Below are 14,267 nucleotides of genomic sequence, written 5' to 3' on the forward strand. Positions count from 1 at the left end.
GTCGCCATGGCCGCAACGCAGGTGAGCGCCTCGATGGTGCTCGCCATCGTGGACGAGGCCCGCGCCAAGAACTACCGCACCGGTGTCATCGGCATCCGCGGCATCCCCGACCAGGCGATCACTGCGGACCTGCCGCACCAGGGCCAGACGGTGCGGATCCGGGCCGCCGAGTCGGCGTTGGCCGCCCGGGAACTGCTCGGAGACCACCGCGACGGTGACTGGCTCGTCGTCGTCACCGATCGCGACGACGAGGACTTGGGTGCGGGTGTCCTCGCCCACTTCATCTGGCAGCGGTTGCGCAGCCCCGACCCGTGGGAAGCGGTGCGGACCCGGTTCGCCGCCACCGGGATCGATCCGGCGTTGACCAGCCGTCCGGACAACCGGGAACTGGCCACCGCCCTGGTCGCGGCCACCCCTGCGGCGGGATGGCCGGCTGCTCCGGCTGGGGTGCTGACCCGCAACCACGCGCTCGGCGCCGTCGCCGCCATCCATCTCGGCTTCGATACCGACACCGCCGATGTCCTCGGCGTCCTCCGCTGGTCGATCGCCTCCCAGAGCGTCGGTGCCTTGGGCGCTCTCCGGCGTGGCATCGGAGATCTTCTCGCGGACACGACACTGGACTGGATTGCTCAGCGCTCGGGGCCCGCCGCCGGACCGGTACGGGCGTTGCTCTCCCGGGGTGAACTTGCCGACGTCGTACCGCTAGGGCTTGTTTTGCGCCTCTTGACGTCAGACGGATATGAGTCGGCGACGGCACACCAGGCGCAACTGGCTCTGGTTCGCCTCGAACCGCGGTGGGGTGACCTGACCCCGTCGCCTATCGCGCTGGCCGCGCTCGGACAGGCAGCCGATTCCCTGCTGTCCGACCTGGTCCACGATCGGCGCGCCGACGAGGATGTCGCACGCTGCCTCGACCGGGCCGATGCGATCCTCACCCAGCTGCAGGCCGAACCGCTGGCCCGCTACTCCGAACTGCTGACCGGCGGCCTACGGGCACGTCTTGACGCCCTTGCCGATGCCCTCCGCCGAACAGTGTCTCCATCTGGACGGGTCGACAACCCGGACGTGGTCGAGAGCGCGTGGGCGGCCGTCCGGTCCCATCGACTCGGCGCAACAACGCCGCTGCGGGTTCCCTTCGAGGCCGCAGTACGACTCGTCCGCTGGCTCTCCGACGCTCATCCTGAGCCCGACGCCGGCTCGCTCGCGGTACACGCCCGTGACTACCTCGACAACGCGGCATGGGCCGACGCGGCGATCAACGACGCGTTCGGTGGCATCGACGATCCGACTCTGTCGAGCGCCCTGCATGCCGTCGTCACGACGGCCCAAACCCGGCGGCGCGCGCAGGAACGGCGCTTCGCGCAGGCGCTTACGTCGGCACCCACGCCCTCCGGCCGCGGGTTGCCGTCCGATGGAGGCACCCTCTGGTACCTGGAGCAGGTGCTGCCCGGTGCGGTCATGCCGCTCGCCCGTAAGGTTCCGGTGCTTCTGCTCGTCCTCGACGGCATGAGTGCCGCGGTTGCCACGGAGATCCTTGCCGACGCGACGGCGCGACTCGGCTGGCTTGAGGCAGTCCTTCCCGGAGCGGACAAATTCCGCAGGGCTGGAGCGCTCGCCGTGCTTCCATCGATCACCGAGGTGAGCCGCGCGTCCCTGCTCTCGGGCCGCCTGACCCGCGGGCAGCAGCCCGAGGAACGACAGGGATACGCCGAGATCACCGCCAAGGTCGGGAAGATCGCCGCGCGGCTGTTCCACAAGAAGGCCGTCGACACCACGGCGGCCGGCTGGTCGGTCAGCCCCGATGTGGGCGGTGCCATCGACGACCGCGACCTATCGCTAGTGACCGTAGTTCTCAACACGATCGACGATGCCCTCGAGCGCAGCGACCCGGCGGGCACGGCGTGGACCGCCGACGCCGTGAAACATCTCGAACCGCTGCTCGCCCGGGCTGCCGCTGCCGGCCGAACCGTCGTCGTGACCTCCGACCACGGCCACATCGTCGAACGACGGCAAGGCACGCAACGTCCGTATCCGATGGCTTCGAGTGCCCGCTCGCGTCCGGCTACCGCTCCCGTCGGGGACGACGAGGTCGAGGTGAGCGGCCCACGCGTGCTCACCGACGACCATCGGGCAGTCCTGGCCGTCGACGAAACCCTCCGGTATGGGCCGCTTAAGTCCGGCTATCACGGGGGAGCGAGCGCTGCCGAGGTAGTTGTCCCCATCGCCGTTCTCGTGCCCGACGAATCGAGCAACCCGGCCGAGCTGGCGTTGCTGCCGCCGCAAGAACCCAGCTGGTGGCTCACGGCTGCCGCCAGCGCCCCACCATCGGCCGTGCCACCGGCGGGCCCGAAGCCCACAACGGCCAAGAGCCGCACCGACCGCCAGACGGGCCCAACGCTGTTCGACCTGAGCCCGGCGGTGACCGAGCAACCCGCCGTAACAGTCGGCCGCGCCGTCGTGACCAGCCCCGTGTACAAGGCGCAGCGCAAGATCACCGGTCGGCTCATCGTCACCGATGATCAGATCGTCGGCATCGTCGACGCGCTGGCGAACGCACCGGCCAACCGGCTGGTGCCCACCCTCGCGGCCCAAGCACTCGGCGTCGGCCAGACCAGACTCCGGGGCGCGCTGACGCAAGCACAGCAACTGCTCAACGTCGAGGGATATGCCGTGCTGTCGGCCGAACCGGCCACCGGCACGGTGATACTCGACCTCAAACTGCTGACCGAGCAGTTCGAGGTGCACACATGACGCCCGACGTCTCCCATCGGCGCCGCCGCGATGTGATCAGCGCGCTGCGCCGGGGCACCGTGCCCGAGAGCGGGCTCGACCTGCTCGCGGTCGGCCTCGACCGGTTTTCCTCCGCGATCGACGAAGAGCTCGACGCGGTCGCCTCCGGTGGCGCCGTGTTCAAAGCGGTGCGCGGCGAGTACGGCGCCGGAAAGACCTTCTTCACCCGGCACTTGGCCGAGCGGGCGCTGCGGGCTGGGTTCGCCGCCGCGGAGGTGCAGATCTCCGAGACCCAGACGCCGCTGCACCGGCTCGAGACCGTCTACCGTCGGGTGACGGAGTCCCTTCGAACCGCCTCGATGCCGCCCAGCGCGTTCCGCGCCGTTCTCGACTCCTGGCTGTTCACCCTGGAATCCGACGCGCTCGACGCTGATCCGTCCGTGCAGGACGTCGGTGCGGCGGTGGATCGACTCCTCGAACAGCGGCTTGCCCACATCAGCAAACACTCGCCGCTATTCGCACTCGCGTTGCGTGGCTACCGGGCCGCACTGAGTTCGGGAGACACCGCCGCTGCGGACGGTCTGGCAGCCTGGATGGCGGGACAACCGCAGGTGGCGGCTTCGGCGAAGCGGGCGGCCGGCATTCGCGGCGAACTCGATCACTTCGGCGGCATGGCCTTCCTGCAAGGCCTTCTCACGGTCTTGCGGGACGCCGGTCATCCGGGCCTGGTGCTCGTTCTGGACGAGGTCGAGACGCTGCAACGTGTACGTGGTGACGTCCGCGACAAGGCCCTGAACGCGCTACGGCAGCTGATCGACGAGGTGAACTCCGGCCGCTTCCCCGGGCTATACCTCGTCATCACCGGCACGCCCGCGTTTTACGACGGACAGCAGGGCGTGCAACGTCTGGCCCCGCTGGCGCAACGGCTCGCCGTCGACTTCGGCACCGATCCAAGATTCGACAATCCCCGAGCCGTGCAGATCCGCCTCCCTGGGTTCACCATCGAGTCGCTGGTCCAGTTGGGCGCCCGCGTCCGCGACCTCTACGCTGTCGGGTCGTCCGCTCCCGACCGCGTCCGGGCAACCGTGGATGATGCGTACCTCGACCAGTTGGCTCGCGCCGTCGCCGGTGGCTTGGGCGGGAAAGTCGGCATCGTGCCCCGGCTGTATCTGAAGAAGCTCGTCGGCGATGTTCTGGACAGGGTCGACCAGTTTCCCGATTTCGACCCGCGCCAGCACTACGCGCCGACCATGTCGGCCGCCGAGATGACCGACGTGGAACGCAACGCCGCAAGCGCCGACGACATCGTTCTCGACCTGTGAGCACCACGGATCTGCTGCATCCGGTGGTGCTGCACCACATCGTCAACACCCTGCAATGGCCGGGTCTGCGGCCCCTGCAAGAGGCTGCGGTGCAACCACTGATGGCGGGTGACGACGCCCTCCTGCTCGCTCCGACAGCCGGAGGCAAGACCGAAGCTGCGGCCTTTCCACTTTTGTCGAGGATGGCGGCCGAGGGTTGGTCCGGCACGTCGGTGCTGTACCTCTGCCCGCTCAAGGCCCTGCTGAACAATCTGCAGCCGCGCTTGGAGCGCTACGCGGACTGGTTGGGACGGCGGGCCGCGATCTGGCACGGCGACGTCACCGCATCGCGCCGGCGAGCCATCCTGGCGGACCGCCCGGACGTGCTGCTGACCACACCGGAATCACTCGAGTCGATGCTGGTCAGCCGTAACGTCGACCACCGGGCATTCTTCCGCGGATTGCGAACCGTCGTCGTCGACGAGGTACACGCGTTCGCGGGCGACGATCGCGGCTGGCATCTTCGCGCCGTGCTGGAACGCCTGACCCATCTCATCGGCCGCCCCGTGCAGCGGATCGGGCTGTCAGCGACCGTGGGAAATCCGGATAATCTGCTGACGTGGCTGCAAGGCGCCGGCGCCGGGACTCGACCCGGACACGTTGTCGCGCCGGATGCGCCGGCCCTCAGCGCCGCCGGCGCTCCGCCGCCGGGTGAGGTCGAGCTGGACTTCGTCGGCTCTCTGCAGAATGCCGCCACGGTGCTCGCCGCTTTGCACGCCGGTGAGAAGAGGCTGGTCTTCTGCGAGTCGCGACAGGCCGTCGAGGAACTCGGAAGCCTCCTGCGAGGCCACGGCATCACCACGTTCCTTTCACACGCCTCGCTCTCCGCCGACGAGAGGCGGCGCTCGGAGGAGGCGTTCGCGGAGGCCCGTGACTGCGTCATCGTCTCGACCAGCACACTCGAACTAGGCATCGATGTCGGTGACCTCGACCGGGTGATCCAGATCGACGCCCCCTCGACCGTGGCGTCCTTCCTGCAACGAATAGGACGTACGGGACGGCGGCCCGGCAGCATCCGCAACTGTCTCTTCCTCGCCCGTACCGGAGACACCTTGCTGGAGGCTGCGGCTCTGCTGCTGCTCTGGAGCCGCGGGTGGGTGGAGCCGGTTTTAGCTCCGCCCGAGCCACGGCACATCGTCGCTCAGCAACTGCTGGCGCTCTGCCTGCAGGAGCATCAGGTCGGAGACCGGATTTGGCCGCAGTGGTGGAACGGTCTCGACCCGTTCGGCCGAAGTGCGGACCCCATCATTCGCTACCTGGTCGATCAGGGCTATCTCGACAGCGACAGCGGCATGCTCTACATCGGCCCCGAGGCCGAGCGGCGCTTCGGGCATCGTCACTTCATGGGCATGACGGCGGTATTCACTGGTGCCCCTGAATTCACCGTCCTGGTCGGCCGCGAGGAGTTGGGCCGCATCGATCCAGGGCTGCTCACTGAGGAGGTGCAGGGCGATCGCCGTCTGCTCCTCAACGGGCGGAGCTGGCGAGTGACCTACATCGACTGGCGCCGCCGGCGCTGCTTCGTCGAGCCCGCCGACGGCGGCGGAAAGGCTCGGTGGATGACCGGCGGCTGGGCCGGCCGGGGATTCGAGCTCAGCCGGGCGATGAGAGACGTCCTCCTCGGCGCCGACCCGCCGGTGACGATCACGCGTCGGGCGGTCATGCGCCTGGCCCGGGAACGCGAGGAAGGGTCTTCACTGGTTCACCCGGGCGGAAATGTCGTCGTACGCGGCCAGCAGGACGGGGACTTGCGATGGTGGACATGGGCCGGTTTCCGTGCCAACGCTACCTTGGCGGCCACGCTGGCTGAGGTCGTTGATCCGGTCCAACGCTTCGATGACAGTCAGATCCGCCTGCGGAAGGACCTCACTCGGGACGAGTGGCTGGCGTTAGTGGCGGACGCGGATCATCGGCTTTGCCTGCCCGAGGTGAACAAGAAAGCACTCGACGGGCTCAAGTTCAGCGAGGCGTTGCCCGAGCGGCTGGCGATGGCCACGCTGGCCAGCCGGCTGGCCGACCTGGCGGGCGCGGCCAACGTGCTGCGCGAACCAACACGCTTCATCCAGACCTAGCGGCCACATTCCTGGGCGCCTTGTCGGGCCTGTCTACCGTGGAGCCGCGAGGCGGGGAGCGAATTGGAATTTCATCCGTTCGCCTTCTTGACTTGCTTGGTGCTGCCCCAGCATTCTGTAGTGCTCCGCCAGCATGAGTCCTATTGATCCCGGAGGAATCGTGGACGGTTCGACGTCTGATCAGGCAATGTTCCAGCGGCCGCGTCCGCTTCCGGTGCTGATTCTCGCGGATGTCAGCGGCAGCATGGCGAACGACGGCAAGATCGACGTACTGAACCGGAGCGTCGCGACGATGATTCGTACCTTCGCCGCCGAGGATTCCCTGCGGGGTGAGATCTGGGCGGGCGTGGTCACGTTCGGCGGAAGCGGCGCGACGCTGCACCACCCGTTGGTGCCGGCCGCCGACGTGCGGTGGGATGACATGCGGGCATCCGGCCGGACCCCACTGGGTGCCGCGTTTGACCTGGTCGCAGCCTTGCTGGCGGATGAATCGGTCGTGCCGCGGCGCGCTTTCCGGCCGACGGTCGTTCTTGTTTCTGACGGCGTGCCGACAGACGAGTGGCGGGCCGCGCTGAGCCGGCTCCTCACCACGGACAAAGGCGGCCAAGCGCTACGGCTCGCGGTCGGCGTAGGACAGGACATGGACGCCGAGGCATTCGATGTCCTCGATCATTTCATCGCGAATCCGCAGGTCAAAGTTGGCCGGGCCGAAGATGTCCACGAACTGCCGCGCTATTTCGACTGGGTGACGGCCACGGTTACCACTCAGGTGCGAAGCGGGCGCGTGACGAATGACGATTTGCTGGACTTCATGAACTGACGAATGCGCCTGTTGGGGAGTTGCGAACTGTGGGGGCTGATCGGCCTATCTGGAATACTGCTGGACTCCAGGTCGTCGTGCGTACCGAGGACGACCAGGCAGTTGAGCTGACACGCAGGATTGGAGCCGGCGGTCAGGGCGAGGTGTGGGAGGCCGGTGGCGGGCGGATAGCCGTCAAACTTCTGCACAGTCGCGACCAGCGGGCGGCCGAGCGATTGGCGACCCAGCTGCGCACTCTGCGTTTGCTCGACCTGGGCGACCTGCCGGTCGCCCGGCCGTTGGCGCTGCTGCGTCCGCCCAATCTCGGGTACACCATGGTCATGCTGGCCGACATGGTGGCGCTGCGGCACCTGTTCGCGCCGGCCGGGCGTACGGCATTAGTGCCCTGGTATACGGAGACCGGCGGGTTGCGGCGCCGGCTACGACTGCTCGGCCGGACCGCGTCCGCCCTGGCCGGGTTGCACGGCCGAGGGCTGTGCTACGGCGATCCCTCACCGGTCAACGTGATGGTCTCCGAACCTCTCGACTACGAGCAGGTGTATCTGATCGATGTGGACAACGTCGCGGTCACGTCAGAGGTGCGAGGCAGCGCCTATGCGACGCGCGGGTACGCAGCGCCGGAGGTTCTGGCCGGCCGACTGGGCGTGTCGAGTCTGAGCGACGCATTCTCCTTCGCCGTCATGGCCTTCGAGTTGCTGACGGTCGTCCACCCATTTGTCGGCGACAAGGTCTACGACGGCGAGCCTGAGCTGGAGGACAAGGCGTTCGCGGGTGACCTGCCCTGGATCGAGCACAGTACTGATGCGAGCAACCGCTCCAGATTCGGACTGGCCCGAGACGTGGTCCTGACCTCAGGTCTGAGGACGCTCGCAGCGCGCGCTTTCGAGGCCGGAGTGGCTGATCCCACCGCGCGGCCAACAGTCGCCGAATGGCGGACGAAGCTCTACGAAGCAGCCGATCTCACCCTTGCCTGTCCCGACTGTCATGGCACCTACCTCGGCTCAAGAGCCACCTGTCCCTGGTGTGGCGTGGCGCCACCGCCGGCACTCTTCGCTCAGGTGCTGACTCAGGTCGGTCTCGAAGCGGCCGGCAAGCCGATGTTCGCCGAGTCCAGGCAGGCTTTGTTGGTGCAGAGGCAGGTCGTCACGCTGGTCTCAGCTCGGACGGCCGCGGCTGCCGCGGACGAGTCGGAGCAACCGATTGTCGACCTCTGGTACGACCAAAACGACCTGCTGACCGTGACCAACCGCTGGGACCGGCCCGTCTGGCTGGTCGGCGTCAGCGGTGGTCCGCGGATGGCGATCGCCGTCGGGCACGACGCCACCATTCCGTTGCTCAACCGCCGATCGGGCTGGGAGCTTCATTTCGGCCCGGCCCACGAGCCCCACCGCGTTCTGCGGTTCAACCGACTCGTCCGGAGGGACAACCGATGAACGGGCAGACCACCCCTGGCGGTAACCAGCGTGGTGCCCGCCCGCGCCCGCCGGGCCGCAGAACAGATGGCAGCCGTGGCGGGGGGCAGACTCCGCAGCCGAAGCAGCGGCAGCTCGATCCGCTACCCGGAGCCGCGATGTTCGTCTCGCTGTGTTGGGAGCTGCGTACTGATCCGCCGGAGGTGTGGATCGACGAGACCGAGGCGATCCTGACCCGGAGTGCCGGCGGGCCAGAGGCGGTGATCGAGATTGGCGACGCTCGTGGTCCGGCCAGTGGGCTCACCGCGGAGGACGAGCAGACGTTGCAGCGCCTGCTGGCCCACGCCCAAGAGCGGGTGGCGGTTGTTCTGAACCTCGATCTCGGCACGGGCAACTCGCCCTGGCCGCGGCTCGACCTCAACGTCTACACCTATGAGATTGGGCCGAGCGGATCGCCGCTGGCCATCGGCGTGGCGGACAAGGAGCTCGCCAACGTCCGCCGGGCGGCGGGGGATCGGCACGGCCGCCGGTCACCGGAATGGGCGCTGAATTGGCTCACCGAAAAGCTTGTTCTGCCGCCTCTCCCGGGTTCGCCGCCGGGCAGCCCGAAGCGGCTTATCATCTCGGCCGGCCCCCGGACGAGCTCGGAGGAGCCGGTGGCATTCCGTGTTCACGGGCGGGGGGTGGCGGCCGATGTCAGTACCGCGACAGGCCGAACGATGCTCAGCCGAGTGGTCTTGCGCGCGCACGCCGCCGCGCAAGGACCGCTGAAGCTGATTCATCGCGCTGTCACCTTCACAGACGAGACGCAAGCCACGCAACTGCGGGAGGAGATGAGGCAGCAGCTCGCCAGGCTGGCCTCGGGTGAGGGCTTCCTGGCCATGTGGGACTCTTACAACCGCAAGGAAAGCTGGTGGACGCACCGTACCGTCCGCGACGCCGGATATCTGACCTATGAGAAGGTCCATCCTCGGGCCGACGGCGTCATGCGGTTCTTTGTCACGGTCCCGTCCGGCGGCAGGCTCTCCCTCCTCGACCGAGTGGCGTCGGATGATGCGCCTGAACTTGAGGCGGGAGCGACTTTGCCCGGTGCGTTGCTGCATGAGTCGACCGTCGGCGACCAGTCCTGGGGCCTGCTCGATGGAGCATTGGACAATGACGCGGTGACCGGTGAAGTGGTCGCCGTGAACCTTGAGACGTCGACGATCGATCTACGGATGACCAACCGTCGCGGGCCAGCGGTCCGGCCACCGGCGACAGGCTTTCTCTATCTGTCCTTCCGCGGCGATCGGCGCCGGCTACTTCGGCGCCGAGAGGCCTTCGGCCGCATTCTGAACGGCCAAACCCGGATTCCTCGTCTTCTCGCCTTGCTGGAAGGGGAGCCGGTGCCCGCGCCGCTGACCCACAAGCGCATCGAGCCCGAGTCCCTGGCAGCCTGGGAATGCTTCAACGGCGGGCGGCCGACCCCGCGACAGCGCCGGGCACTGGACGTCGCGCTCAACACACCGGACATCGCGATCATTCAAGGCCCGCCGGGCACCGGCAAGACACAGGTCATCGCGGCCCTCCAGCAGCGGCTCGCGGAGTCCGGGCGCGAGTACGCGCGGTTGCGGGGGTCGATGTTGCTGACGAGCTATCAGCATGCCGCGGTGGATGAGCTGGTCGATCGTTCGGTGGTCTTCGGATTACCGGCGAACAAGGTGGACCGGACCGGTCGGGGTACCACAGTGCAGATCGACCGTTGGCAGGAGGAGACGGTCGCGCGGCTCGACGATCGTCTTGCCCAGAACAGCACGGGTCCCGCCACGATTGCACTCCGTCGCGCCACCGCGGCAGCTGCTGGCTACCTGCTGGCTCCGACGGACAACGCCGGGACCGTTGAGATGCTGCGCGACCTGTTGACCGTCGCCGAGGCATTCCTGCCAGGCCGCCTCGCCGACCGGATGCGTGACCGATTGGCCGTGCCAGCAGCGCGACCGTTGCCGGCGTCCGGGTCCGACGCGGAACAGCTGGCGATACGGGCCGTGCGAGGAATTCCGTACGTTCAGGAATCGTTCGAGGACGGTGGCCCATCGCGGGTCGCCAAGGCAATGCGTCGCTTGCTTGCCCTGAGCGACGTGCAGGTGCCACCGGCGATGCTGGAGCTGTTGAAACGTGTGGTCGGCTGGAACGAGCCGGGGCCACCGCCTTTCCTTGCCGAGTTGGCCGAGGCTCGACGGGAATTGCTGGAACTGCTTACCCGCCCGGCCGGTCCCGCGCTCCTCCCCGTCGTCGACCCTGAACTGCGAGCGATTCTCGAGGAGGTTGTCGATGCCCTGGCCGATCGTGTGGCCCGGACCGCCGGAGACGGCGTCGCCCTCGCCTTGCTGGAGTATCGCGAAGCGATCGATGGCGATCCGGGCGCTGTGCAATGGACGCTACGCGAGTACACGGCCTCGTACGCGGCGACCTGTCAGCAGGTCGCGTCGCCGACAATGGCCGACGCGAAGGGAGAGTCACGGGTCGACGAGGTTGTTTTCGACACTGTGATCGTCGACGAAGCGGCCCGCGCCAACCCGCTCGACTTAATGATCCCGCTAATTCATGCCAGCCGCCGCATCGTGTTCGTCGGCGACCACAATCAGCTCCCGCAGATGCTGGAACCTGACGTGGAACGCGAGTTCGAGCCGGATATGCGTGAGTTGTTGTCGGAGAGCTTGTTCGAGCTTCTGTTCAAGAGCCTTGACCGCCCGGGTGTGCCCGTACGCCGTGTCGTGACTCTGGATACCCAATTCCGGATGCATCGGGTGCTGGGCGACTTCGTCAGCCGCAACTTCTATCGGGGTGGACTGAACTCAGCCCGGCCGGATACGGCCTTTGCCCACGGTATAGACCGGTACGGTGATGCCGTCGCGGCTTGGCTTGATGTTCCGCCGCAGACAGGCCCGGAGGTGGGCGACCGGAGCAAGGCTCGTCCGGCCGAAGCATCCGTACTTGCGGCGGAAGTGGTACGGCTCCTGGAGGAGGCGCCGGATCTCACCGTGGGGGTTATCGCGTTCTATAGCGCCCAGGTCGAAGAGATCCGGCGCCAACTTGCCGCACGCAAGCTTCTCGTCGCCAACGGCAGCACGTTTGAGCTGGTTGACCGGTTACGGTACGACAGCGCCGGGCGCCGAATGGACAGGTTGGCGGTCGGCACGGTGGACGCGTTCCAGGGCCGGGAATTCGATGTCGTTCTGCTGTCCACTACTCGGTGCCAACCTCGACCGGAGGCGGCCCCGGCGGCCGACGACGGGCGCTATCGCCGTTGGGTGGCTCGGCGCTATGGCCACTTGACCCTACGGAACCGGTTGTGTGTGGCGATGAGCAGGCAGAAGCGCCTACTCATCACGGTCGGTGCGGCGGCGATGTTCAGGGCCGGAGAAGCGCCGTCGGCCGTGGCCCCGTTGACCGATTTTCTCGATATGTGCGAGAGGGGGGCGCCGCATGGACGCTTCCAGTCGTGATTGGTCGCGTGCTCGCATTCTGCGGTACGACCAGGGACCACCGTCCCGCGATTCCCGTCTGTGCCTGCTCTGGCCGGCCTGGGCTTACCGCGTCACGGCGCCGGTCCTGGAGCAGCGCGGCCTCGATCTCTTCCAGCGGGTCACCCTGGCCCTGTGCCAGGCCGATATTCGGCAACCGGACCGCATCGGCGAGCTGGTCGGACTGAAGGCGACGCTGTGCGCGCACATTCTCGATCGTGCGGTCGCCGACGGGAACCTGACCCGTCGCTACGACTTGACGGAGAAGGGTCAGCAGGCGCTACGGACGGGAGCGTCTGTGGAGGCGGCCGAGTGGCAGGTTTGCTATGTGTTCGTGGATCCGTTCACCGGCGAGCTCTGGCCACGCACAGTGGATCAGCTGCGTGAGGCGTACGTCATGCGTACCGACCCGGGTGGCGCGGAGCTGCAGCTCGGCACGCCCGGCCGGTCCGACCGGGCTGATGCTCGCCGGATCTTGCCGCCGGATCGCCCGCCGCAGCGCCCCACGGCGGCCCGTGTGGTCGAGGCGGCCAGCGCCGACCGTGTGGCTCGGCGGGTCAACCAGGTGCGGGATTATGAGCGAGAGGTCGGACTGGCGCCGGCCGCTGTGCCGGCGGGACTGATGGAGAACGGTGCGGCCACCGTAGCCGACCATTTTCCCGAGCTCAGCCGAGTCGCTTTCCTGTCGGAACCCGAGGCCGTCTTTCTGCTTGGATTTTTGCAGGTCGTCGGAGAGGACGGCGAAACTGTGGATGCGCTGACCGCCCATGATCCGTTCGGACTCGGGACGAGCGATCTGTTCCATTCCTTGGTGTATCGGTTCGGACGGGACGACGGCGCACTCGACGAAGAGATCAAGGGCCGGATCTCCGCCCAGCTGGCTGGCGTCCGCGATCGGTACCGGCAGGCCGACATGGAGCTGCGCGGTGTGTTGGAACGCCGGCTCGCGGACGAGTTCGGACCCGAGATCCGTCGCGACCGAGACGCTTTCGGGCTGATGCTCGAGCTGGATCTCGCGATGCAGTCCCCGGAGCGTGACGAGGCCATCGAGCGGGTCGCGCACACCGCACTCCGCTTGTACGAGATCCTCCTTCGCCGAATGCTCATCCTGTTTCCGCTACATCCGGACACTCTGCAGAGTTTTGCGGGTGCCGCTCCGCTGGTGCGCCGCGCGATGCTGGAGAAGGCAGCTCAAGGCCTTGGCTTTCATAGCGTGGCGTCGCTCTATGTCGAAGTGGATAAGCGGGACCTGCGGAAAGCAAATGGGGATCCGAGTAAGAGCTTCGTGAAGGCTATGTTGCCGCTGTCCGTACTTGCCGCGGCCAGTCAGAACAGCCATCCGCTTCGTGCGATGACAGCAACGCAGCCCGACTTGCCGGTCACCCTGAGGACCCTGAACGACCTGCGTAACCGGGCGGCGCACGCCGGGCGGGACGCGACGAATCCGCACGACACGACCTGGTGCCGCGAGGCCGCGGCAGCAGCCGTTCGCGGTCTGCTGCTGACACCCGAAACACCTACCGAAAGGACTCCGGTCTGATGGCGCGCGGCAAGGCCAAGAGGCAGACGAATCAGAGGCGGTCTGTTCCGCCGCCGAGACAACCGCGGGCCAAGACTGATCAGCCGGCAGTCGAGCAGGTAGCTACCCTCTTCGCGGAAGTCCAGGCGGAGCTGGGTCCGGACGACGTGTCCGACTCGACGGTGGTCGATTCCGAGCTGGACCCGGTCGAGCTGGCCGAGCAGTTGCGGCAGGCCGTCGCTGTTCGCAGGGCATATCGGGAGGCGTCGGCGCGCCTGAAGCAGCGTGAAACGGAGCTCGATGAACGTGCAGCGAAGGCGGACGAGAGCAACCTCAAACTCGGCGAATGGGAGGCTCGTCTGGCCGACGACAGCGCGGCTTTGGCCGCCCGCGTCGAGGCCGTCGACGAGCGGGACCACAAACTGCTGGACGACGAAAACGCTTTTCAGGCACGACGGGAACGGGACAAGGAAGAGCTCATCGCGGACGCGCGGGCCGAACTGTCCGCAGCCCGGAGTCGTTTCGACGCCGCGCGCCAGGAATTCGACGACGAGCTGACCCGGCAGAGGGAGCGGTTGCAGGAGGAACTGGCCCATGAGCGCGCCGCACTGGACGAGGATCGGGCGGCTGTCCGCGCGGAGCGCCAGCGGCTGCGCAGATTGGACGGCGAACTCCAGATTCGGGAGGAAGACCTCCAGGACGTGAAGGAGCTGTACGACGACAGGACCAAACTAGACACCTTTTGGGGTGGGGGTCTCTTTCGGGTCCATTGTGAGGCTTTTGGGTGATCGACGGGTATGTGTGTTGTCGGGTCTCCTGGTTTTATGCGGTACGGCGATGGCGGTGGTGT

The 14,267-nt window shown here is 67.3% G+C and carries 8 protein-coding genes; all 8 read left to right on the forward strand.

Going from position 1 to position 14,267, the window contains the following annotated elements:
- Positions 1-6: 6 nt before the first annotated feature.
- The 8 genes from pglZ (at position 7) to EER30_RS43510 (ending at position 14,205) form a co-directional block, all read left to right on the forward strand.
- Positions 7-2,751: a BREX-2 system phosphatase PglZ gene (gene pglZ, locus EER30_RS43475; protein WP_127508175.1), complete on the forward strand. Its 2,745-nt coding sequence runs from the start codon at positions 7-9 to the stop codon at positions 2,749-2,751.
- A complete protein-coding gene (gene brxD / locus EER30_RS43480) occupies positions 2,748-4,052 on the forward strand; it encodes a BREX system ATP-binding protein BrxD (protein ID WP_127508176.1) in 1,305 nt (434 codons plus the stop codon). Before pglZ ends, brxD begins: the two co-directional genes overlap by 4 nt.
- Before the next feature lie 23 nt (positions 4,053-4,075).
- Entirely contained in the window at positions 4,076-6,163 is a 2,088-nt protein-coding gene (locus EER30_RS43485) for a DEAD/DEAH box helicase (RefSeq protein WP_240670687.1), read from the forward strand.
- A gap of 160 nt (positions 6,164-6,323) precedes the next feature.
- Complete coding sequence (locus EER30_RS43490) at positions 6,324-6,983, forward strand: vWA domain-containing protein (RefSeq protein ID WP_164842727.1); 660 nt, start codon at positions 6,324-6,326, stop codon at positions 6,981-6,983.
- Between the two features lie 77 nt (positions 6,984-7,060).
- Positions 7,061-8,416, forward strand: coding sequence for a protein kinase domain-containing protein (locus tag EER30_RS43495; protein ID WP_164842728.1), 1,356 nt, complete (start codon positions 7,061-7,063; stop codon positions 8,414-8,416).
- A 137-nt stretch (positions 8,417-8,553) separates the two neighbouring features.
- On the forward strand, positions 8,554-11,880 hold the full coding sequence (locus tag EER30_RS43500; protein WP_164842729.1) for a DEAD/DEAH box helicase: 3,327 nt from the start codon (positions 8,554-8,556) through the stop codon (positions 11,878-11,880).
- On the forward strand, positions 11,861-13,438 hold the full coding sequence (locus EER30_RS43505) for a hypothetical protein (protein ID WP_127508186.1): 1,578 nt from the start codon (positions 11,861-11,863) through the stop codon (positions 13,436-13,438). The genes EER30_RS43500 and EER30_RS43505 overlap by 20 nt, the downstream gene beginning before the upstream one ends.
- The gene (locus tag EER30_RS43510; protein WP_127508188.1) at positions 13,438-14,205 is read left to right on the forward strand and encodes a hypothetical protein; all 768 of its coding nucleotides are present in this window, start codon (positions 13,438-13,440) and stop codon (positions 14,203-14,205) included. Before EER30_RS43505 ends, EER30_RS43510 begins: the two co-directional genes overlap by 1 nt.
- The last annotated feature ends 62 nt before the right edge of the window (positions 14,206-14,267 follow it).

The organism is Actinoplanes solisilvae (genome assembly GCF_003999975.1).
Taxonomy (GTDB): Bacteria; Actinomycetota; Actinomycetes; order Mycobacteriales; family Micromonosporaceae; genus Actinoplanes; species Actinoplanes solisilvae.

Excerpts from the sequence above, each read along its gene's own strand:
- pglZ (WP_127508175.1), top strand. The coding sequence starts at position 7 with ATGGCCGCAACGCAGGTGAGCGCCTCGATGGTGCTCGCCATCGTGGAC.
- brxD (WP_127508176.1), top strand. The coding sequence starts at position 2,748 with ATGACGCCCGACGTCTCCCATCGGCGCCGCCGCGATGTGATCAGCGCG.
- EER30_RS43500 (WP_164842729.1), top strand. The coding sequence starts at position 8,554 with ATGTTCGTCTCGCTGTGTTGGGAGCTGCGTACTGATCCGCCGGAGGTG.
- EER30_RS43505 (WP_127508186.1), top strand. The coding sequence starts at position 11,861 with ATGGACGCTTCCAGTCGTGATTGGTCGCGTGCTCGCATTCTGCGGTAC.
- EER30_RS43510 (WP_127508188.1), top strand. The coding sequence starts at position 13,438 with ATGGCGCGCGGCAAGGCCAAGAGGCAGACGAATCAGAGGCGGTCTGTT.